The organism is Pseudomonas ogarae, from assembly GCF_014268695.2.
Lineage (GTDB): Bacteria > Pseudomonadota > Gammaproteobacteria > Pseudomonadales > Pseudomonadaceae > Aquipseudomonas > Aquipseudomonas kilonensis.
Window position 1 is genome coordinate 3,569,075 of record NZ_CP077086.1, and the last position, 22,270, is coordinate 3,591,344.

Annotated in this window: 19 protein-coding genes; 11 read left to right on the forward strand and 8 right to left on the reverse strand. The window is 61.8% G+C overall.

Annotation, left to right across the window (positions count from 1 at the left end):
• Window positions 1-45 precede the first annotated feature (45 nt).
• Together HU749_RS15460 and HU749_RS15465 are read right to left on the reverse strand one after the other, a co-directional pair.
• Window positions 46-369, reverse strand: coding sequence for an AtuA-related protein (locus HU749_RS15460; RefSeq protein WP_003201468.1), 324 nt, complete (start codon window positions 367-369; stop codon window positions 46-48).
• Window positions 369-1,718 carry an acyclic terpene utilization AtuA family protein gene (locus HU749_RS15465; RefSeq protein WP_186650112.1) on the reverse strand — a complete coding sequence of 450 codons (1,350 nt, stop codon included), beginning with the start codon at window positions 1,716-1,718 and terminating at the stop codon, window positions 369-371. Before HU749_RS15465 ends, HU749_RS15460 begins: the two co-directional genes overlap by 1 nt.
• Window positions 1,719-1,831: 113 nt before the next feature.
• On the opposite strand from HU749_RS15465, the gene HU749_RS15470 reads away from it, so the two are divergent.
• A complete protein-coding gene (locus HU749_RS15470) occupies window positions 1,832-2,716 on the forward strand; it encodes a LysR family transcriptional regulator (RefSeq protein ID WP_186650115.1) in 885 nt (294 codons plus the stop codon).
• A gap of 118 nt (window positions 2,717-2,834) precedes the next feature.
• Here the strand turns inward: HU749_RS15470 and HU749_RS15475 are convergent, their stop codons facing one another.
• The 3 genes from HU749_RS15475 to HU749_RS15485 form a co-directional block, all read right to left on the reverse strand.
• The gene (locus HU749_RS15475; RefSeq protein WP_095962723.1) at window positions 2,835-3,686 is read right to left on the reverse strand and encodes a CAP domain-containing protein; all 852 of its coding nucleotides are present in this window, start codon (window positions 3,684-3,686) and stop codon (window positions 2,835-2,837) included.
• 193 nt (window positions 3,687-3,879) lie between these two features.
• Window positions 3,880-4,653 carry an L-iditol 2-dehydrogenase gene (locus tag HU749_RS15480; protein WP_095974723.1) on the reverse strand — a complete coding sequence of 258 codons (774 nt, stop codon included), beginning with the start codon at window positions 4,651-4,653 and terminating at the stop codon, window positions 3,880-3,882.
• A 159-nt stretch (window positions 4,654-4,812) separates the two neighbouring features.
• Complete coding sequence (locus HU749_RS15485) at window positions 4,813-6,126, reverse strand: ABC transporter substrate-binding protein (protein ID WP_186650117.1); 1,314 nt, start codon at window positions 6,124-6,126, stop codon at window positions 4,813-4,815.
• 273 nt (window positions 6,127-6,399) lie between these two features.
• On the opposite strand from HU749_RS15485, the gene HU749_RS15490 reads away from it, so the two are divergent.
• Entirely contained in the window at window positions 6,400-7,302 is a 903-nt protein-coding gene (locus HU749_RS15490; protein WP_079303418.1) for a helix-turn-helix domain-containing protein, read from the forward strand.
• Window positions 7,303-7,559: 257 nt separating this feature from the next.
• Here the strand turns inward: HU749_RS15490 and HU749_RS15495 are convergent, their stop codons facing one another.
• Entirely contained in the window at window positions 7,560-9,335 is a 1,776-nt protein-coding gene (locus HU749_RS15495) for a sigma-54-dependent Fis family transcriptional regulator (protein ID WP_095962727.1), read from the reverse strand.
• Between the two features lie 284 nt (window positions 9,336-9,619).
• On the opposite strand from HU749_RS15495, the gene HU749_RS15500 reads away from it, so the two are divergent.
• The 6 genes from HU749_RS15500 to HU749_RS15525 all read left to right on the forward strand — a co-directional run bounded on the left by HU749_RS15500 (window position 9,620) and on the right by HU749_RS15525 (window position 18,691).
• On the forward strand, window positions 9,620-11,092 hold the full coding sequence (locus tag HU749_RS15500) for a benzaldehyde dehydrogenase (protein ID WP_079303416.1): 1,473 nt from the start codon (window positions 9,620-9,622) through the stop codon (window positions 11,090-11,092).
• 69 nt (window positions 11,093-11,161) lie between these two features.
• Entirely contained in the window at window positions 11,162-11,929 is a 768-nt protein-coding gene (locus tag HU749_RS15505) for a coniferyl-alcohol dehydrogenase (RefSeq protein WP_095962728.1), read from the forward strand.
• Window positions 11,930-12,018: 89 nt separating this feature from the next.
• A complete protein-coding gene (locus HU749_RS15510) occupies window positions 12,019-13,668 on the forward strand; it encodes a DUF1302 domain-containing protein (protein WP_095962729.1) in 1,650 nt (549 codons plus the stop codon).
• A gap of 15 nt (window positions 13,669-13,683) precedes the next feature.
• Window positions 13,684-15,045, forward strand: coding sequence for a DUF1329 domain-containing protein (locus HU749_RS15515; RefSeq protein WP_079303414.1), 1,362 nt, complete (start codon window positions 13,684-13,686; stop codon window positions 15,043-15,045).
• Window positions 15,046-15,114: 69 nt separating this feature from the next.
• Window positions 15,115-16,218 (forward strand): WD40/YVTN/BNR-like repeat-containing protein, encoded by a 1,104-nt coding sequence (locus tag HU749_RS15520; RefSeq protein ID WP_186650120.1) that lies wholly within the window; start codon window positions 15,115-15,117, stop codon window positions 16,216-16,218.
• A 52-nt stretch (window positions 16,219-16,270) separates the two neighbouring features.
• A complete protein-coding gene (locus tag HU749_RS15525; protein WP_079303412.1) occupies window positions 16,271-18,691 on the forward strand; it encodes an efflux RND transporter permease subunit in 2,421 nt (806 codons plus the stop codon).
• Window positions 18,692-18,826: 135 nt separating this feature from the next.
• Here the strand turns inward: HU749_RS15525 and HU749_RS15530 are convergent, their stop codons facing one another.
• On the reverse strand, window positions 18,827-19,438 hold the full coding sequence (locus HU749_RS15530) for a Yip1 family protein (RefSeq protein ID WP_079303411.1): 612 nt from the start codon (window positions 19,436-19,438) through the stop codon (window positions 18,827-18,829).
• Window positions 19,439-19,605: 167 nt separating this feature from the next.
• On the opposite strand from HU749_RS15530, the gene HU749_RS15535 reads away from it, so the two are divergent.
• Genes HU749_RS15535 through HU749_RS15545 form a run of 3 tightly spaced genes read left to right on the forward strand, consistent with a single transcriptional unit; the run spans window position 19,606 to window position 21,091 of the window.
• The gene (locus HU749_RS15535) at window positions 19,606-20,106 is read left to right on the forward strand and encodes a CinA family protein (RefSeq protein ID WP_079303410.1); all 501 of its coding nucleotides are present in this window, start codon (window positions 19,606-19,608) and stop codon (window positions 20,104-20,106) included.
• Window positions 20,107-20,115: 9 nt separating this feature from the next.
• On the forward strand, window positions 20,116-20,634 hold the full coding sequence (locus tag HU749_RS15540) for a hypothetical protein (RefSeq protein ID WP_046062390.1): 519 nt from the start codon (window positions 20,116-20,118) through the stop codon (window positions 20,632-20,634).
• Between the two features lie 7 nt (window positions 20,635-20,641).
• A complete protein-coding gene (locus HU749_RS15545) occupies window positions 20,642-21,091 on the forward strand; it encodes a DUF421 domain-containing protein (RefSeq protein WP_046062391.1) in 450 nt (149 codons plus the stop codon).
• 178 nt (window positions 21,092-21,269) lie between these two features.
• On the opposite strand, the gene HU749_RS15550 is transcribed toward HU749_RS15545, so the two are convergent.
• On the reverse strand, window positions 21,270-22,127 hold the full coding sequence (locus HU749_RS15550; protein WP_186650122.1) for an SDR family oxidoreductase: 858 nt from the start codon (window positions 22,125-22,127) through the stop codon (window positions 21,270-21,272).
• Window positions 22,128-22,270: the final 143 nt, after the last annotated feature.

The window sequence follows — 22,270 nt, forward strand, 5'->3', positions numbered from 1 at the left end:
CCTCTCTTTTTTATTGTTGTCGAAGGTTCGCGGGCGGTGAGTCGATCAGCCTTGCGGTCCGGGCAGGCGCAAGGCCAGAAGCAGGTAACTCAGGCTCTTGCCGTGTCGATCAAGACCGCAACTGCGGTTCACACCCCCCTCCAGGGCGTCCTCGAGCACGAAATTCAGCGCATTCAGGTTCGGCAGTTCATAGCGATGCACCTTGGAGGGCTGTCGCGTCGCGAATTGCTCGGCCACTCGGGCGCAGGTCAGTTCCCGTAGCAGCCAGGGATAGTGGGCCGGATCGTGGGGGAACAGGGCGATGCTGAGAATGTTGCCTTTGTCGCCAGCACGGGCATGGGCATAGTCGGCGAGGGTGACCAGGTTCATCAGTACCACTCCAGGGTTTTATGGATTTCATCTCGCGGCAGCAGGAAACTGCGGGTGGTAACGGTCTCGGTGAGATGCCGGCGGACGCCACCGCCACCCGCCGGCCCGTTGGTGTAGAGCGACTCGACCTCTGCCAGCAGGGCCTCCACCAACCGTCGATCGGTGTGAGTCAGGCCGATCCGCACGCGCACATCCTCCAGGGCGGGCGCCTGGGCCAGTTGTTGTTGCAGATAGCGGCCGCCCTGATCGTTGAAGAGGCTGGCGATCCCGGACAGGTCGATCCAGGGTTGGACCCCGGGTGCCAACTGGTCGAAGCGCTGCAGCAGGATTTCCCGCGCCAGAGCGGCACGCGCCACGGCGCCGGGGCCTGCGTAGGATATTTCCGCCTCACCGAACCAGAGGCCGCGCACACCCGCCAAGCCCTTGAGCGTGTCGGGACGCGGATGACCCAGCAGGCCACTGATTTCAACACGGTCATCGCCCAAGTCCTGTACACGTGCCTGGCCCAGGTCCAGCACGACATCCGGCGTCAGATAGCGTCGAGGGTCGTGTACTTCGTAAAGGAGTTGTTCCTTGACGGTCTGTTCGCTGACCCGTCCGCCGCAGTGGCGGGTCTTGCCAATGATCAGGCGGCCATCCTGATGGATTTCGGCAATGGGGCAGCCGAGATTGGCCGGGTCCGGAACGTCTTTCATCCCAGGATGAGCAAAATAGCCGCCGGTGACCTGGGTGCAGCACTCCAGCAGATGGCCGGCTGTGGTGGCGATGGCCATTTTCTGCCAATCGTCGGCCGACCAACCCAACCCATCGCGGATCGCCCCTACGGCCAACGACGGATCCGCGACCCGGCCACACAGCACGATGCCAGCGCCCTCGGCCAACGCCTGGGCGATACCGTCGGCCCCGGTGTAGACATTCACTGAAACCGGGTGCTCCTCGGGACCTGAGGACAACCAGCGTTCGTAACGGGGCGGTGTTTCTTCCAACAGGTCATCACCCAGCACGCAGGCGATTTTCAGTGCAGGGAAGCGGCCCGCCAGCGTCTGGCGCAGTCGTTGCGCGGCCGCCCTGGGATTGGCGGCGCCGCCGTTGGTAATGATCGGGATGCCGGCCTCGATGCACACATCCAGCATGGGCTCAAGGAAATCGAACAGGCGCGCGGAGTATCCCGCTTGCGGGTCCAGGCGCTTGCGTAGCTGCGCCTCGGCCAGGGTCCGTTCAGCCAGCAGTTCCAGCATGATGTAGCGCTGGCCGCTGCGTTGTGCCAGGTCTTGGGCCAGGCGCAGGGCGGCATCGGGTCGATCATTGGCAAAACCGGCACCGCAGCCGACGAGAATTGTTTTTGTCATGTCGCTTTCCACTGAGGGGTGGCACTGAAGGGTGGCCCCATAGTGGAGAGACTGGATTATTCTGTGAATTTTAAAGATAGAATCAATTGATTCATTAATTTTATGAGTTGGTCATGAACGTTTCTTTTCGTCAGCTTCGTGCCTTCATCCTTATTGCCGAGACTTCGAGCTTTACCCGCACGGCCGAACAGTTGCACCTGTCCCAGCCAGCGCTTAGCTATAGCGTCCGTAAACTGGAAGAGAGCATGGGGTTGCAGTTGCTCGCGCGTAACACCCGCAGCGTCGAGCTGACGCCCGCCGGTGAACACTTCTTGCCCCAGGCCCGGCGCATGCTGCGGGACATGAACGACGCCGTGCGCGATGCTCGCGACACCCTGAGCCTGAGCCGTGGCACGCTCCGATTGGCAGCCTTGCCCACTGCTGCCGCGTCGTTCCTGCCGATCGCCATTGCTGCTTTCCAGCGTGAAAACCCTGGTGTGACGGTGAGCTTGCTGGACGGCCGCGCCGGGGAAATCATGGGCTGGGTGCAGCGGGGAGAGGTGGACGCCGGCATCAGTTCGTTGCCTGACGATCTGTCCGGACTGAGCTTTGTGCGCCTGTTGGACGACAATCTGGTGTTGCTGAGCTACAAGGACCCGCAGCGTGACGGCCAGGACGACTGGAAGCGGCAACCCTATATTGCCCTCACTCCTGACACCAGCATCCGGCCCCTGGCAGACGCTGCGTTGCGCTATTTGAACGTCGATCCTGTGCCGGCCTGGGAAGTGGCGCACATGAGCACGGCCACGGCCCTGGTGCGCGAAGGGTTGGGATTTTCTCTGTTGCCGGCCAGCTGCACGGCGGTGTTCAACATCGGTGAGCAGTGTGCTGTGACCGCCATCGACCAGCCGGCGAAACGCTCGATCGGCTTGTTGCAACGCAAGCCGCTGGCCCAATCACCTTCGTTGAGCCAGTTCATGCAGCACTTGCGGCAGGTACTGCACAGCCACGGACACTGAGGTTGATGGAGCAATGGTCATCGCGAGCAGGCTCGCTCCCACATAGGCTGGTGGTGGAACTTGATTGCATGACCACCACAACTCCCCTTGTGGGAGCGAGCTTGCTCGCGATAACGCGCTATTGAGTGCCAAACATCGCCGTCCAATAGATCCCTGCATCGCTTTTGGGATCGGTCGCATACCCGGCGCCCAATTCGCGAAACTGCGGGTTCATCAGGTTGGCGCAGTGCCCCGGGCTGGCCAGCCAGCCATCCACCACCTTGAGCGCGGTGTCCTGCCCGGCGGCAATGTTCTCGCCGATCAATTGGCCCAGATAGCCGGCCAGTTCGGCGCGGTCGCCCGGCATGCGGTTATCGCGGTCCTTGTGGTCGAAAAAGTTGTTGTTGGCCATGGCCCGGGTGTGAGTCACAGCGGCCAGGGCCAAGGTAGCGTTCCAGGCCAGCGGCGTGGTGGCGGTGAAGGCTTCGGTGCCGCAGCGACGCGGCTGGGCGCGGGCACTGTTGATCAGCTTAAGCAGTTTCTGGCCCTCGGCTTGCCAATCACCCAGGCGCGCCGACAACAGTGGGCGCGCCAGCACGATGCGCCATTCGCGGTCCAGGCGGCTGACGCCGATGTCGACGAACTGCGGGTCGAGTACTACCTGGCAGAAGCTTTCCTGGACGGCTTTCATGGCCGATTGCGCATCGCGCGGCCCGGACAGGCTGATGGCCTGCACATTAACCATTGGATAGGCCGCCCGCGCCAGCGCCTGCTGCAGGTCGCCGATGCCATTGGCCGACAGGATCAGCCGGGAATCCATCGCCAGCGGTGGCAACTCCAGCGAAGCCTGGCCGGCACAGCTTTGGGACTGGCTGCGGTAAAGGTTGATGGACTCGACCAGTTGCGTCTCTTCGGTGGCCGCGGCACTGGTGGAGAACACCAGGCCCAGCGACAGCACGACAAGACACACGACGGATGAAATGGCACGCATGTAAATCTCCCTTGAGCGGACGGCGCCTATGATGCGCAATTTTTGCCCCGCTGGGGCAACGGTATTCACGCTCTCTTGAAATCCCTTGGAACGGCACCGTCGGGTACCGTTCGGGACAATCCTCAGTAGTGGGATCAATTTTCAAGCGAATAAGTCCATTTCCGTCGTTTCAAGGCCATAAAAACCCAGATTATCAGCTCATCCAGTTACCGCCATCGACGTTATACGTCTGCGCCACCACGTATTCGCTCTCCGCCGAGGCCAGGAAAATCGCCATGCCGGTGAGGTCCTCCGCGGTGCCCATCCGGCCATAGGGCACCTGCTGCCCGACCTGGCGCTTCTTTTCCCCCAGCGGCAGGTTTTCGTGGCGGGCGAACAGCGCATCCACACCATCCCAATGCTCGCCATCCACCACGCCGGGGGCGATGGCGTTGACGTTGATCCGATGCTTGATCAGATCCAGCCCGGCGGACTGGGTCAGGCTGATCACCGCTGCCTTGGTGGCGCAATAGACACCGACCAGCGCTTCGCCACGCCGACCGGCCTGGCTGGCCATGTTGATGATCCGGCCGCCATGGCCCTGGCGGATCATCTGCCGCGCCGCCGCTTGCAGGGTGAACAGCGTGCCGGCGACGTTGATGGAAAACAGCCGCTCGTAGCTCTGGCGGGTGATTTCCACGATGGGCGCCAGGTCGAACAGCGCGGCGTTGTTGATCAGGATATCCAGCTTGCCCACCCGGGCCACCACGGCCTCGATGGCCTGGTCGATCGAAGCCTGGTCCGTCACGTCCATTTTGACCGCGTAGGCGCTGTCGCCCAGTTCGGCGGCGGTGGCCTGCGCCCGCTCCAGGTCGATATCGGCGATCGCCACTGTGGCGCCCTCGTTGAGATAGGCCTGGGCGAACGTCCTGCCTATACCACGGGCGGCACCGGTCACCAGGGCACTTTTTCCTTCCAGTCGTTTCATGGGGTTGTCCTTTTCGAAGTACGAAAAAAATCCTGTGGGGGCAAGGCTTGCCCGCGATGAAGCAAATGCGGTCTCTCAGAAATCGAGGTGCCTGTATCGCGAGCAAGCTTTGCTCCCACAGAGGGGCGAACTTTCTAGCCACGGGGCGGGTACCAGTCGTTATTGCTTTGTATAGCCAGCCCGCTTCATCTCCCGCTCGGTACTCGATTGCGCCGAGGCCAATGCCTGTTCCACCGTGATCTGTCCGGTGAGGGCGGCGGTAAACAGCTTGCCGACGGACGTACCGATGGCTTGGAACTCTGGAATCGTCACGTACTGGATGCCCACGTACGGCACCGGTTCGGCGGTGGGGTGGGTCGGATCGGCGTTCTGCATCATTTTCAAGGTGATCCGGGCGAACGGTGCGGCGTTCAGGTAGGCGTCGCTGTAGGTGGACATGCGCGTGCCGGGCGGAACATTGCTGATGCCGTCCTGCTGGGCGACCAACTGGATGTAGTCCTTGGACGTGGCCCAGGCCACGAACGCCTTGGCGGCGTCCTTGTGCCGGGAGCTGATGGGAATCGCCAGTGACCAGGCATACAGCCAGGAAGCACCTTTATGGGTCACTTCGATGGGGGCGGCAGCGAAACCCACACGGTCAGCGACCTTGCTTTGGCTGGTGTCGGTGATGAAGGAGCCGGCGACGCTGGCATCGACCCAGATCGCACATTTACCGCTGTTGAACAGCGCCAGGGTTTCGTTGAACCCGTTGCTGGTCAGGCCCGGTGGGCCGTATTTTTTCAGCGTATCGACGTAGAACTGCGCGGCGGCCTTCCATTGCGGGCTGTCGAACTGCGGTTTCCATTGCTCATCGAACCAACGGGCGCCGAAGGTGTTGGCCAGGGTACTGAGCAGCGCCATGTTCTCGCCCCAACCGGCCTTTCCCCGCAGGCACAGGCCGTACTGGCCCTGGTCAGGTTGGTGCAATTTGGCAGCGAATTCACCAAGCTGGCTCCAGGTCGGTTGCTCGGGCATGCTCAGGCCGGCCTGTTTGAACAGGTCCGTGCGGTAATAAGTGACGGTGCTTTCGCCGTAAAAGGGCAGGGCGTAGAGCGTCTCATTGACCGAGAGGCCTTGGCGAACGGCAGGGAAAATGTCCTCCAGGTCATACTCGGCAGGCAGGTTGGTCATCGGCTCGAGCCAGTGCTTGGCCCCCCACAGCGGGGTTTCGTAGGTGCCGATGGTCAGCACGTCGAACTGCCCGCCCTGGGTTGCGATGTCGGTGGTCAGGCGCTGGCGCAGGACATTTTCTTCGAGTACCACCCAGTTCAACGTGATGTCCGGGTGCTCGCTCTCGAAGGTTTTCGAGAGTTTTTGCATGCGGATCATGTCGGCGTTGTTCACCGTAGCGATGGTGAGGGTCTCGGCGGCCTGTCCGGCCAGGGCAAACGACAATCCCGCGAACATGACAAGCGCCTTGGGCACTGTTTTCATGAGCTTCTCCAGAGCTGCGCCTGGGCGCAGAATTATTATTGTTGTGGGGGCCGTGGCGTCGGTCTGAGCGGTTTGTCGCCAATGGCAAGCCGATTACAGCAGTGCACGTGGAGACCGACAAACGCAGGGAGGATCGTGTGCTGATACTTTTTTAACGCCCTCGAGTGCGGCAGGTGCGGGTTAAAAAAGTATCGGTGGCCGGTCAGGCCGAGGCTGGCGAACCGCTGCGCACTCGGCGTAAGGTGCCCGCTATAACGATAAAAGAGGCGCGACATGCCTGATCACCGAACGCCCCTGTTCGAGCAGCGACCAGCCGAACTGGAAGTCATCCTGCCTGAGCCCGAACACAGTTTTCGCTGGTACGAGCATGATTACCCGTACCCGATGGCGCGCTGGAACCATCACCCTGAATTTGAAATCCACCTGATCCGCCAGGGCAGCGGCAAACTGCTGGTGGGCGATTACATTGGCCCGTTCGGCCCTGGCCATGTAGCGATGATTGGTCCGGACTTGCCCCACGACTGGATGGGCGACCTGGCACCGGGCGAGTACCTGCCCGGGCGCGACGTGGTCTTGCAATTCGATGGTGCCACGCTGCTGACCTTGCGCCGAACCCTGCCCGAACTGGGGGATCTGCAGGGTCTGTTCGAACGCGCCCGTCGCGGCCTGGCCTTCGGCGGCGACACTGCGCGGCAGGCCGCGCAGCTGCTGGAAGCCATCGGCCCGGCCCAGGGACTGGCGCGGTTGGCGCTGTTCCTGGAACTGCTTCACACCCTTAACCAAGCCCCTGATGACGAGGCCTTGAGCCTGGCGAGCCCTTGCTACGCGCCGACCCTCGATGCGCGCAGCTCCGAGCGCATCCATAAAGCCTTCGAATACCTGCAAGCCGAACTCACCGGCGACCTGCGCCTGTCGGTGATCGCTCGTCAATTGGACATGAGCGAGCCTGGTTTCTCGCGATTCTTCAAGCGCATCACCGGGCACGGCTTCATTGACCTGATGCGCAAGCTGCGGGTCCAGCGTGCCTGTCGCTTGCTGTTACAGAGTGAAATGCCCGTGACCGATATCTGTTTTGAAGTGGGCTACAACAACCTGTCCAACTTCAACCGGCATTTTCGGATAGAGATGAACCAGACCCCCAGCGAGTACCGCCGGGGCGCCTTTTCCCCTGTTTGATGGAGACGGTCATGTGAGCCCGCCGAGGCCTCGACGGGACAGCCAGCGACGAGCACGATCCACCGCCATCGCGAACAGGCTCGCTCCCACAGGGGGATTTGTGTCGGACACAGACCTTGCAGTCACCCAGAAACCAGTGTGGGAGCGAGCCTGCTCGCGATGGCGTCAGCACAGCCAACATCAATGTCAGCTGATCCACCGCCATCGCGAGCAAGCTCGCTCCCACAGGGGATTTGTGGTGACCCCAGGTTCGGGGGTTAGTCCGGGACACCCCGTTGATGCTTCTTCAACCGATACGCAAACTGTGCCCGGCTCAGCCCCAGTGAGCGTGCGGCCGCTGCCAGGTTGCCGCTGCTCAGTTGCAGGGCTTCGTTGATCAGTCGTGACTCCAGGCCGTCAATGGAGAAGTCCGAGTCCAGCTGGCTGAGGGACTGCAGCAGGGCCGGTTTTTCCGCAGCGTCGTTGGCGGCCATGCCCATCGGCGAGAGACCGCCGTGCAGGTCCACGGAATACGCGTCCACCGGCAGTTGCTCATTGCGAAACAGGTGGACCAGGTCAATCGCCTGGCCTTCTTCGCTGGCGATCAGGCCGCGCTCGATGAGGTTCTGCAATTCCCGCACGTTGCCCGGAAAGTCATAGCGCAGCAGGACCTTCAACGCGCGCATGGTCAGGCCCATCGGGGTGCGGCCGTATTCCTGGCAAAAGCGCTTGAGGAAGGCATTGATCAGCAACGGTATGTCATCGCGACGCTCGCGCAAGGGCGGCAGGGCGATGGGGTAGACGTTGAGCCGGTAGAACAGGTCTTCACGGAATGCGCCGTCCGCCACGGCTTTGCGCAGGTCGATGTTGGTGGCCGCCACGACCCGCACATCGACCTTGATGCCGTGGCCGCCACCGACCCGTTCGATTTCCCGTTCCTGCAAGGCGCGCAGCAACTTGCTTTGCCCGGCCAGGCTCAGGCAGGTGATCTCGTCCAGGAACAACGTGCCGCCATGGGCACGCTCGAAACGCCCGGGGCGTGAATGGGTGGCCCCGGTATAGGCACCGCGTTCGACGCCAAACAGTTCGGCCTCGATCAGGTTGTCGGGGATGGCCGCGCAGTTGAGGGCGATGAACGGACCATCGCGTCGGCGACTCAATTGGTGCAACTGGCGGGCGAACATCTCCTTGCCGACGCCGGATTCGCCGCTGACCAGCACGGTGGCGGGAGTCAAGGCCACCCGTTGCAAGGCCTGGGTCGCGGCGTTGAAGGCAGCGCTGGCACCAATCAGCGGTTGTTCGCTGTCCGGTAGCGGGGCGGTTCCGGCCACACTGTCGGCTTGGGTGTCGGCGCGCGGAACGACCGTCGGCGGTGAGGCGTTGAGGTAATTCAGGTCCTGCTCAATGTCACCCCATTGCTCGGCGGTCTTGCCGACGACACGGCAGCGTTCGTGCCCCATGCCTCGGCATTCCACTTCGCGGAAGATCACCAATTGCCCGAACAGCCCGCTGACGAAACCGATGGCGTAGCCCAGTTCGGTCCAGCACACCGGGTCCTGCCCGGTGCCATAGGCGGCGACATGCTCGTCGGCCTCACAGGAGTGGTGCCAGAGAAATTCCCCTTCATAGAACCCGGAGTCGGCATCGAACTTGAAATGCAGCGGCTCGACCTTGGTCATGCCTTCGAGGGTGTGCAAATGCGTGCCGGCGCGAAACACCGCCGCGGCGTCAGCGTGGGGCCAGCGCTCGCGAATCAGCCGGGCATCGCGGGCACCGGAGGAATAGCCGGTGCGAGTGAGCATGCCACGCGCCTGCTCCAGCCCCTGGCGTTCGATGATTTCCCGGCGCAACGCACCGAAGGATGAACTGTGCAGCAGCAACATGCGCTGGTCGTTGAGCCAGATACGGCCGTCGTCGGGGGAGAAAAACAGGCACGCGGTGAGTTCTGCCGTCGTGGGCGAACTGCTGTCGGTCAGCTCGTTGCTGTCACCCCGTGGACGGAAGTGCTCGGTGGCGATCCGGTGATCCGGCAACTGGCAGTGGGGATTATTCATTGTTATGCCCCTGATGGCGGGTGATCGAAATGATCATCTGGCGAGATAGTTATTAAGCATAACTTTATCAAATGAACAAGCGGCAGCTGGCCAACGGCCACGTCGGCAGAGGCGCCATGAACCTTGTACTCGATGCAGACCATTGATCCAGAGCCCTGCGCCAGGTTTATCAAGGTCCGCAGGCAAAACCGGCACAGCGCTTGCTCAAGCACTAGCACGGCGTTTGCGTCGATACCTTCCAGGTGCGGCAAACGATGACAACAACAAAGAGCCGGGAGTGTTAAATGTCTGCATCCAAAAGCCACCTGTTGTCCCAGGTGATCGAGTCGGAATGTGTCTTCAACGGTGACTGGGTGCCTGCCTCGGGTCCGCTGCAATCGATCATTGAACCGGCCACCGGTGAGCGGCTGATGCGCTGTGCCACGGCCGACTCCGCCGACATTGCCAAGGCCAGCCGCGACGCCGCCGTGGCGCAGCCGGGGTGGGCGGCGCTGGGCCCGCGGCAACGCGCGGCGATCTTCCGCAAGGCCGCTGACGTGGCTGAGCAGTCCTTCGACGAACTGGCGCTGTACGTGGCCCGGGAGACCGGCGCCGCACTGTTCAAGGGCCAACATGAAGTGCGCGAAGCCATCGTGCTGCTGCACCAGGCCGCCGGCCTACTGTCCCAGGCCCATGGGGTGGTCCTGCCCAGCGAGGCAGGGCGCCTGTCCTATGCGCGGCGCCAGCCCCATGGCGTGGTCGGAGTGATTTCGCCCTTCAACTTTCCCCTGGTGCTGTCCATGCGCTCCGTCGCGCCAGCCCTGGCGGCGGGCAATGCGGTGGTGCTCAAGCCGGATCCGCAGACCCCAGTGAGCGGCGGTTTCCTCATCGCTCGGTTATTCGAGGTAGCGGGGCTGCCCAAGGGCCTGTTGCAAGTATTGCCCGGCGCGGCGGATGCCGGTGAGGCGCTGTGCCGCGACCCTAACGTACGCATGATCGCCTTCACCGGTTCCACCGGCGCCGGTCGCAAAGTCGCTGAAGTCGCCGGGCGCAACCTGAAGAAGGTCGCGCTGGAGTTGGGCGGCAAGAACCCACTGATCATTCTTGAAGACGCCGACCTCGACCTCGCGGCCCGGAACGCGGCCTGGGGCGCCTGGCTGCATCAAGGGCAGATCTGCATGGCCACCGGGTTGATCCTCGCCCATGAATCCATCGCCGAAGAACTGACCCGCAAGCTGGTGGAAAAAGCCCGGGCCTTGACCGTCGGCAACGCTGCCCAGGGCGAAGCCGCGTTGGGGCCGCTGATCAATCAGCGGCAGTTGAAACGGGTGCACGACATCGTCAGCGACTCCGTGCGCGCCGGGGCTAGGCTGGAGGCAGGTGGCGAGCACGATCGGCTGTTCTATCAGGCCACCGTGCTCAGCGGCGTGAAACCGGGCATGCGGGCCTTCGACGAGGAGGTCTTCGGGCCCGTGGCAACGGTGGTCAGCTTCGCCACCGATGATGAAGCCATCGAGTTGGCCAACCGCACCGAGTACGGTTTGGCGGCGGCGATCATTTCGCCGTCGGTGGGTCGGGCCATGGCCATTGGTGAGCGGTTGCAGTGCGGCATGTTGCACATCAATGACCAGACCGTCGCCGATGAGTGCATCAACCCGTTCGGCGGACGCGGCGCCTCGGGCAATGGCGGCAGCGTCGGTGGCCCGGCGGACTGGGACGAATACACGCAATGGCAGTGGGTGACGGTCAAGGACCAGGCGCCGGTCTACCCGTTCTGACAGGCAGGTTTACAGGGCCCGATGAGCTGAGGGCCCTGCGAGTACACAAAAATAATAAGAGGACTCAACATGAAACTCGATAACAAGATTGTGCTGGTGACCGGTGTCTCGTCAGGCATTGGTGCTGCCACGGCGAGCCTGCTGCGTGCCCATGGCGCCCAAGTGATTGGCGTGGACCTCAAGGCGCCGCACATGACCCTGGACGGTTTTGTGCAGGGTGATTTGAGCAGTGCCGAAAACATCGAACGGTTGCTGCCGCAACTGCCCGCGCGGATCGACAGCCTGTGCAATGTTGCCGGGGTGCCGGGCACCGCCAACCCGCAACTGCTGGCGCGGGTCAACTACCTTGGGTTGCGCCACTTGAGCCATGCGCTGCTGCCGCGCATCAACGCTGGCGGCAGCATCGTCAATATCGCCTCGATCCTCGGCGCCGAATGGCCGTTGCGCCTGGAGCAGCACAAGGCGCTGGCGCGCATCGAAGATTTTGCCGCCGCGCAAGCCTGGCTGGCCGACCACCCGGTGCCGGACCAGACCTGCTACCAGTACTTCAAGGAAGCCTTGATCGTCTGGAACTACCTGCAGGCCCAACCCTGGTTCCTTGAGCATTCGGTGCGCATGAACAGTGTCGCCCCGGGCCCGGTGTTCACGCCCATCCTCGACGACTTCGTGAGCATGCTCGGCGAGGCCCGGACCCAGGCCGATGCCCATCGCATGAAACGTCCTGCTTACGCCGATGAGGTGGCGGCGGTGATCGCTTTCCTGTGTGCCGACGAGTCGCGCTGGATCAACGGCGTCAACCTGCCGGTCGATGGTGGCTTGGCCTCCACCTACATCTGAATGCGCAGCCGTAGAAGGCGGTGCAAGCCGCTACCCGAGCGTGTTGGCTGCAAAGCCATGCCAAAAAATAACAATAACGAGAAGCGTCCATGGATAACCTCAAAGATTGCTTTGGTTTCAAGCATTGCGCCCTGTTCCTGGCGTTATGCAGCACCGGTGTGATGGTCGAAAGGGTCCAGGCCATGCAAATGGACCTGGGTGACTCCGACTGGAAACTGCGCTGGGACAACACCATCAAGTACAGCCAGGCCTGGCGCCTGCAGGGACAGGACAGCCGCTTGGTCAACGCGCCAACTGCCAACGGCCTGTACCCCTCGATCCAGAGCCAGGGCGACAAGAATTTCAGCAGTGGCCTGGTCTCCAACCGCCTGGACCTGTTTTCCGAAATGGACCTGAGCCGGCAAAACTATGGTCTGCGCGTGAGCGGCGCAGCCTGGTACGACGATATCTACAACCAGGACACCGACAGCAGCGAGCAACCGCATTTCCTCAGTGAAACCCGCAAGCTCCATGGTCGCGACGCGGAAATTCTCGATGCCTTCGTGTTCTTGCGCGGTGACCTCGGTGAAGATTCCCAGGGCGTGGCGCGCCTGGGCCGACACAGCCTGATCTATGGGGAAAGCCTGTTCTACGGTGGCAACGGCATTGCCAATGCCCAGGGGCCGACCGATGTCGTCAAGTTGCTCAGCGTACCGGGGACTCAATTCAAGGAGATTCTGCGCCCGGTCAATCAGATATCCGGGCAGTTGCAGATCAACCCGCAGCTGTCGGTGGGCGCTTACTATCAGTTTGAGTGGGAACGTTCCAATCTGCCCGGCGCCGGCAGCTACTTGAGCGACGTCGATGCCATCGGTTACGGCAGTGGCCCACTGCGCGAAGTGTTTGGCAACGACACGGTCAATGGCGGAGATTTGAAACCGCGCAATTCGGGGCAGGGCGGCATGCAGATCCGCTACAAACCCACCGGCACTGAGCTGGAGCTGGGGTTCTACGCGGCCCAGTATCACGATAAAGCGCCGATCGGGTTGTACGCCTACCTGGACGGTCCGGCGTCTGCGGCCAGCGGCTTGCCGATCCTGGGTTCCTATCGTCAGGTCTACGCCGAAGACATCAAGACCGCCGGCGTCAGTTTCTCCACTGCCTACGGTCCGTTCAACTTTGCCGGTGAAACGTCGCTGCGCTGGAACGCGCCGCTGGTGAGCAATCTGCAAGTAGTGACCCCCGGCATGGCGGCCGATGGTGGCGACAATGAATTGTTCGCCAGGGGCAAGACCGCCCACGCCAACTTGTCGGCGATCTACCTGCTGTCGCCCACCGCGTTCTGGGACGGCGGCTCGGCCTTGGCCGAACTGGCCTGGAACCGCACCCTGAGCGTGACCAAGAACGCTGCCGCGCTGGACTCCAACACCACCCGCGATGCCACGGCGCTGCGGGTCTTGATCGAGCCGGCGTACTTCCAGATTGTCGACGGAATCGACCTGACCGTGCCGATCGGCATGGGGATAGTGCTCGATGGGCGTTCATCGGCGGTCAATAAATCCGGCTTCGGCAACACCCATTCCGGTGACTGGAGTGTCGGGCTCAAAGCCACCTATCTGCAACGCTGGGATGTCGGCCTCAATTACGTGAACTTCTTCGGCGCACCGAAAGCCGGGCTGCGCGAGGACGGTAATTTCAGTTACGGACAGTCGTTGGCCGACCGCGACTTCGTCTCGCTCTACGTGAAAACCTCATTCTAATAAGGTGGATTCGCCATGCAGAACACAACATTCCTGAACACCTGCGTCCTGACCCTGGCCCTTGCTGGCATGGGGCTGGCGCAGGCAGCGGTGTCGCCTGAGCAGGCCGCGCGCTTGAAAACCGATCTGACCCCCTTGGGTGGCGAGCGTGCCGGCAATGCCGATGGCAGTATCCCGGCTTGGCAGGGCGGTTATACCCAGGTCACACCCGGCTATAAACCGGGTGACAAGCGCCCCGATCCATTCGCCGGCGAGAAACCGCTGTATTCGATCAAAGCTTCCAACATGGAGCAGTACGCCAGCGAATTGGCCGAAGGGACCAAGCTGCTATTGAAGAAATACCCGGACTATCGTCTGGACGTGTACCCGACCCATCGCTCGGCCGCCGCCCCACAATGGGTGTATGACAACACCAGCAAGAACGCCACCCGCGCCACACTGGACGTGGCCAGCGAGAAAGTCTCCAACGCCTATGGTGGTATCCCGTTCCCAATCCCGGAAAACGGTGCCCAAGTGCTGTGGAACTACCGGTTGTCCTGGCAGGGTGGCGACACCATCAGCGCGCCTTTCGATACCTGGCTGATGACCGCCGGTGGCAAGAAAGTCCAGGCGACCCGGGCCCAGTTCTCCTATCAGTTTCCCTACTACTTCGAAGGCGGCAGCCTGGAAAACTATGCGGGCAAGTACCAGGTGGGCAAGCTGTTGACTGAGTTGCCGTCATCCAAGGCCGGCGAAGGCCTGATGACCCATTGGGACATGGACCCGGCCAATCGGGCGGCCTGGCAGTATCTGGTCGGCCAGCGCCGGGTTCGCCGGGCGCCGAACATTGCCTATGACACGCCGGACTTCGTGACCTCCGGCGTCGGCCTGTTCGACGAAGCGTTCATGCTGTTCGGACCTACCGATCGCTATGACCTCAAGCTGGTGGGCAAGAAAGAGCTGATCGTCGGCTACAACAATAACCGCGCCGCGCTGGCCAAGAGCGACGACCTGGTCAAGGCGAACTTCCTCAATCCTGATCTGGTGCGTTGGGAGAAGCATCGGGTCTGGGTGGTCGAGGCCACGCTCAAATCCGGCAAGCGCCATGTCGTGCCGCGTCGGACCTACTACGTCGACGAAGACTCCTGGCAGATCCTGATGGCCGACGGTTATGACGCCCAGGGCAAGCTCGGCCGGCAGATGTATTCGCTGACGCTGCTGGCGCCGGATATGCCGGTCCTCACCGCACAGGTCATGTGGGGCAGCTACAACCTCGACACCGGGGCCTACTTCCTCAACGCATCGAGCAATGACCTGGCGGTGCAGTACCAGAAGATCGCGAGACCTTCGGCGTCCTATTACACGCCGGATGCCATGGCCAACGAAAACATGCGTTGAACCAGTGGTGGCCGTGGCGAGGAGGCGGTTCGTCGCGGTCGCTTACGATTTTCCGGGCGGAATAACGATATGAACGTTGAAAAATTTTTAGCGCGCCGCAGTCCGCTATGGGGTGTTTGTGCCTTGGTGGGGAGCCTGTTGGTGAGCGTGCCCTTGGTTGCACAGGCCACGACATTGGCCGTGCTGCAACAGCCGGCTTTGCCGACCGCCAAGGCCCAGCGCTCGGTGTTGCTCGGACTGGCCCGGGCCGGCGAGCGTCTGGTGGCGGTCGGTGAGCGCGGGATCGTGCTGCTCTCCGATGACGCCGGAGTCAACTGGCGCCAGGCCAAAGTGCCGGTCAGCGTCAGCCTGACGGCGGTGCAATTCGTCGATGCCGAGCAGGGCTGGGCAGTCGGTCATCTGGGGGTGGTGCTGCACACCCGGGACGGCGGGGAGACCTGGCAAAAGCAACTCGACGGTCAGCGTGCCATCGCCTTGGCGGTGCAGATTGCTGAGCGGGATGTCAATCAACCCGACGGTGCCAGCCACTTGGCGCAGGCGCGGCGCATGCTCGATGACGGACCGGATAAACCGTTTCTCGACCTGTACTTCAGTGACCGTTTGCACGGCTACGTCGTGGGCGCCTACAACCAGATCTTCCGTACCGACGATGGCGGGCGAAGCTGGCAGCCGTGGATGCGGCATGTGGACAATCCGCAGGGCTTGAACCTGTATGGCATCCGCGCCTTGGGCAACGATCTGTGGTTGGTGGGGGAGCGCGGTTTGCTGTTGCGCTCGACCGACGCCGGGCAATCATTCCAGGCCTTGAAGTCACCTTACGAGGGCAGCTTTTTCGGCCTGCTCGGCACCCGCGACGGGGCCTTGGTGGTCTATGGCTTGCGCGGAAACGCCTGGTGGTCCGGGGATCGTGGCAACACTTGGCGACGCCTTGATACCGGTATCGAGTCGACACTGGCGAGCGCCGTCGAACTGCGCGACGGCGGCCTGCTGTTGGCCAGCCAGAGTGGTGAACTTTTATTCAGCCATGACCAGGGTCGAAGCTTTGACAAGCGTCAGAGCCGCAGCGGCGGGACGCTCGCTGCCGTGCAACAGGCGGTCGACGGCAGCCTGGCCAGCGTCGGCTTGACCGGCGTGGCCGCTGACCAGGATCCGCGGGCCTCCGGTAAACCTTGAAACTTCACGGTGTAGCGCTATCGAGCCACGGCTCGTGCAACAGGAGTCAAACTTGAAAGACGACAGAACCCAAACCGTGATCGGCCGCCAGGAAGACTTCGACCGGGCGTCAGGCAACTTCGCTGAGCGGGCGATCTTCAACCATCGACCGCTGGTGATCCTGCTGTGCCTGCTAGTGACATTGGTGCTCGGCTGGCAAGCCACGCGCATCGGCATCAATGCCAGTTACGAGAAGACCATTCCCACCGGACATCCCTACGTCGCCAATTTCCTGGAGAATCGCCAAGAGTTGAGCGGCCTGGGCAACTCGCTGCGTATCGCCGTGGAGGTCAAGCAGGGGAGTATTTTCACCAAGGACTACCTCGATACCCTGGCCAAGCTCAACGACGAGCTCTATCTACTGCCCGGTGTCGACCGCCCCTACATGAAATCGTTATGGACCCCGACCACGCGCTGGACCGCCGTGACCGAGGAGGGGCTCGACGGCGGCACGGTGATCCCCGACGACTACGATGGGTCGACGACCAGCCTCGAGCAGGTGCGGACCAACGTGGCCCGCTCCGGTGAAGTCGGACAATTGGTCGCCGGCAACTTCAAGTCCAGCGTGATCTTCGTGCCGTTGCTGGAAATCAATCCGCAGACGGGCAAGGCGCTGGACTATGGCGAGTTCTCCCGGCAACTGGAGGCGTTGCGAGACAAGTACCAGACCGATGACCTGCGGATTCATATCACCGGCTTTACCAAGATCGTCGGCGACCTGATCGAGGGCATGACCCAGGTACTGCTGTTCTTCGTGGTGGCGGTACTGGTGACGGTCCTGGTGCTGTTTGGCTACACCCGTTGCGCACGCAGTACCCTGGTGGTGGTGACCTGCTCACTGGCGGCGGTGCTTTGGCAACTGGGGCTGCTAGCCCTGCTCGGTTATGAACTGGACCCCTATTCGGCATTGGTGCCGTTCCTGGTGTTCGCCATTGGCATGAGCCATGGCGCGCAGAAGATGAATGGCATCATGCAGGACATTGGTCGCGGTACCCACCGGGTGGTTGCCGCGCGCTATACCTTCCGCCGACTGTTCGCCGCCGGCATCACCGCTTTGCTCTGTGACGCGGTGGGCTTTGCCGTGTTGCTGCTGATCAACATTCGGGTGATCCAGGACCTGGCGGTCACTGCCAGCCTCGGGGTGGCGGTGCTGATCTTCACCAACCTGATCCTGCTGCCGATCCTGCTCAGCTATATCGGCGTCAGCCCAGCGGCGGCGCAACGCAGCCTGAGTGCGGAAACCACCGAGCAACAGGCGCAGGTCAAGCATCCCCTGTGGCGGGTGCTGGATCTGTTCACCCAACGGCGCTGGGCGATTGGCGCCATGTTGGTTGGCTTGCTGTTGGCCGCGTTTGGTTTTGCCGTGAGCCTGCAGCTGAAAATCGGCGACCTGGACCCCGGTGCCCCGGAGTTGCGTGCCGACTCGCGCTACAACCGCGATGCGCTGTTCATGACCCAGAACTATGCGGCCAGCTCGGATATTTTCGTGGTCATGATCAAGACCCCCGAGGATCAATGCACCCGTTACGCCAGCCTGTCCGCGGTAGACGCGCTGGCCTGGCAACTGGAGCAATTGCCCGGCGTGGAATCGACCACCTCGATGGCCGCGCTGAGCAAGATCGCCACAGCCGGTTATAACGAAGGCAACTTCAAATGGTATGAGCTGATCCCCAATGACGGCGCACTGGGTGCCGTGCAAACCCGTGCCCCGCGAGAACTGTTCAATCAGGGCTGCTCGATGCTGTCGCTGTACGTCTACCTGGCCGATCACAAGGCTGACACCTTGAACCGGGTGGTGGAGGCCAGTGAAAACTTTATCGCCGGGCACCAGATGCCGGAGGTCAAGTTCATGCTCGCGGCTGGCAGCGCTGGGATCGAAGCGGCGACCAATATCGTGGTGAAGAAATCCATGCGCGAGATGCTGTTCTGGGTCTACGGCGCGGTGAGTCTGCTGTGTTTGCTGACCTTCCGCAGCTGGCGCGCCACCCTGTGCGCGATGCTCCCGCTAATGCTCACCTCGATCCTGTGCGAAGCGCTGATGGTGGGGCTGGGCATGGGGGTGAAAGTCGCGACATTGCCGGTCATCGCACTGGGCGTGGGCATCGGGGTCGATTATGCGCTCTATGTGTTGAGCGTGATCCTGGCGCGAATGCGTGCCGGCGACACTTTGGCCCAGGCGTATTACCAGGCACTTTTGTTCACCGGTAAAGTGGTGTTGTTGACGGGCATGACATTGGCAGTGGCGGTGTCGACCTGGGCGTTTTCACCGATCAAGTTTCAGGCTGACATGGGAATCTTGTTGGCCTTTATGTTCCTGGTGAACATGCTTGGCGCCTTGATTCTGCTGCCGGCCTTGGCCTGGTTGCTGCTGCCGCAGAAAGTTTTCTTAAAAAAGCCTGAACTGAGCCGGCGGGAGCGGTGGGTGAGGGGCTGAAGGAGGCGGCCATATAGACGACCTTGTCGTGGGTGAACGCGTTTCTTCTGTGGGAGCGCGCCTGCTCGCGATGAGGCCAGCACATTGTAATGCGCCTTCGCGAGCAAGCCTGCTCCCACCAATGATTCGGCCCGCTCAGCCCACCGGCACGCGCAGATATTCCGGCTGCAGGTAGTTGAACCAAAGCAAGATCATTTCCACCAGGATCGTCACCAGAACCAGCAAGCCGACACCCCAGACACTTGCCGAATACAGCAGGCCCTGTTCTTTCCTGAGGCTCATGAACTTGGGCAATCCAACAAACAGCAGGAATGTCGAGTAGGCCGACGCCAGTAACAGGGCCGTGACCGCCAACCAGCGACTTGGGTAGAGCCCGAAAATCCCCGCCAGGAAGTACGGTGTCGCGGTGTAGGCGGCGAAACCGATGCATTGGTTGACCGTCGGGCGCGCCTCAAAGGTGCGGGACATCCAGCGAATGAACAGTCCCATCAACATGACGCCAACCACGATGGTCAGGTACAGCAGCGTGCACAATTGCAAAGCGCTGGCGCTGCTGAGCCGTACCGTTTCGTTTTCGGCCAGGCTCCAACCGGTCCAAGTGGTACCGATGAACAGGCACACCGCAGGAATCAGGGCCAGCAACAGCAAATGAGCCAGGTAATGGCGCGGATGCGCCTGTTCCTGCTCGCGAATGTCTGTCCAGGCGAATTCAGGGTGCGTGAACAGTTTGACGAAAGGCGCAGACATGACGACCTCCTGATCGGGACGGCCTCTGCATGAGGCCCTTATGGGTTTGAGGTACAGCAAAAGTCAGGGGTTTCATTTATTTCCAGCACCTGTGCGGCGGGGCGACAAAGGGAATGAATCTCAACGGCAGGGGTCAACCCATCAGCATCCCTGAAGGACCTTCTGCCATGACTGCTGCCCAAACCCTGGTTGATTATCTACGTGAGCATGACCTGCGCCTGACCGCGGCCGAGTCCTGTACCGCCGGGCAGATCGTCACGTTACTGGCCGAGGTGCCTGGCAGCGGGTCACTGATCGAAAGCGGTTATGTGGTGTATTCCCCTGAAGCCAAGCAACGCTTGCTCGGTGTCAGCCCACGCACCATCGATACCTTCAATCTGACCAGTCGCGAAGTGGCCGAGGAGATGGCCCTCGGCGCCTTGCGCGACGCCAATGCCAATGTCGCAGTGGCGACCACCGGGCTGCTCGGACCAGATGACAAGGACGGTATACCTGCCGGCACCGTGTGTTTTGCCTGGGCATTTGATGTGAACGGCCAACGCGCGCTGTTCAGCCGCTGCGAACGGTTCTTTGGCAGTCGCGGCCAGGTGCAATTGTGGGCCGCGCAATACGCGTTGCAGCGACTTCCGTTCTTTCACCAGCGTGCCGTGGCAGGTGAGCGTCGATAGGGACAGACCATGACCGATCCATACGAGCAGGACGACCACCGCAGCCGCCAGTTCCCGGTGCGCGAAGACATGGCTTTCCAGCACAAGGTCTGGCGCTTCGAACGGGTGGGCTGGTACGTGTTGGTGCTGCTGGTGATCCTGACTTTGCTGGGGCTGTTTTCCCAGGGGCCGTTGAGCAGCCGGGAGCTGCACAGCAACGACGCCAGCCTGGGTGTCGAATACGAGGCCTTCCACCGAAACGGCTCCAGCAATCCCATGATCATCCGGCTCAAGGGTCAACCCAACGCCGTGCTGGAAGTCGAGTTGGGCGGTGACTGGCTGGAGGGTTTCGAGGTGCAAACGTTACAACCGACGCCGGTGCGCTCGGCAGGCGCGGGGCAGGGCATGACACTCTGGGTCCAGGCCGATGAGCGGGGACAAGCCAGCCTGCATCTGTCTTTGCTCGCCGACGGGCTTGGCACCTATCACAGCCGCATCGCGGTCTCCGGCGGCGCGACGATCAGTTTCAATCAGTTCATTTTTCCTTAGGTGACCTATGGATTCGGTGCTGCGAGCTGCCGCGATGTATGCGGCATTGATGATCTTGTTCAAGATTGCCGGGCGACGTTCTCTGGCAGAACTCACCACCTTTGACTTCGTGTTGTTGATGATCATCGGCGAGGCCACTCAACAGGCCTTGTTGGGGGACGATTTCTCGATGACCAATTCGCTGATGGTAATTGTGACGCTGATTGCCATCGATGTCGGATTCTCATTGCTAAAGCTGCGCTCCACGTGGGTTTCGCGGCTGATCGACGGAGGTCCGACCATCATCGTCGAGGACGGGCGAATCCTCCGGGGGCGGATGCGCCATGCCCGGCTGGTAGAAGCCGACATCATGGAAGCGGCGCGCTCGAGCCAGGGTATCGAGACCCTGGAGCAGATCAAGTTCGCGATCATCGAGCGCAATGGGAAAATTTCGGTGATTGCCAAGGAGCAGTCCTGAGCGCTGTCGCTGGGCACTTTTTGTGGCAGGGGAGCTGTTGTGGCGAGGGAGCTTGCTCCCGCTGGGGCGCGAAGCGGCCCCCAACGGCCAGACAACGTGGTGTTGGTGAGATCTGAGGGCTGCTCCGCAGCCCAGCGGGAGCAAGCTCCCTCGCCACAGGTAAAACACTGCGCTTTGCTTAAAGTATCGGCTTACCCCCGGTGATCCCATAGCGAGTCCCGGAGATGTAGCTGGCTTCGTCCGAGGCCAGCAGCACGTAGATCGGCGCCACTTCAACCGGTTGGCCGGGGCGACCAAGTGGGGTCTGGGAGCCGAAATTCTGTACCTCTTCCTCGGGCATGGTCGCCACGATCAGCGGCGTCCAGATCGGCCCTGGTGCCACGCTGTTCACACGGATGCCCTTGGGGCCGAGCAGTTGCGCCAGGCCGCCGGTGAAGTTGGCGATGGCACCCTTGGTGGTGGCATACGCCAGCAGCGTCGGCTTGGGCATGTCGGAGTTGACCGAACTGGTGTTGATGATCGAGCCACCCGGCTTCATGTGCGGCACCGCGGCCTGGCAGATCCTGAACATCGCCGTGATGTTGATATCGAACGTACGCACCCATTCTTCGTCGGATATTTCCTCAAGACTTTCATGGGTCATCTGGAACGCGGCATTGTTGACCAGGACGTCGATATGCCCGAAGCGGGCGACGGTGTCATCGACGATTTTGCGGCACTGGTCTTTGTTTGCCAGGTCCCCGGGCAGCAACAGGCATTGGCGCCCGGCCTGCTCGACCCAGCGCGCGGTTTCCTTGGCGTCTTCATGCTCGTCCAGATAGGCAATCGCCACGTCCGCGCCTTCACGGGCAAAGGCAATGGCGACGGCGCGACCGATGCCACTGTCCGCGCCAGTGATCAGGGCGATCTTGTTCGCCAGTCGTCCGGAGCTGGTGTAGCTCTGTTCGCCGCAATCCGGGTAGGGATCCATTTTCCGTTGGCTGCCGGGCACCGGTTGGCTTTGTTTCGGGAAAGGTGGGAAAGGGTATTCGACCATTGTCGTTCTCCAGGCTTGGTTGCGATGGAGGGTGGACTGTGAGGTTTCGGGCAGAGTTCGGTCGGATTTTCTTGCCAGTCGATGAGCGTGATGACAGGCGTTTCGTCGGTGAATAGAGCGCTGCGACGAACACTGGATGAAGC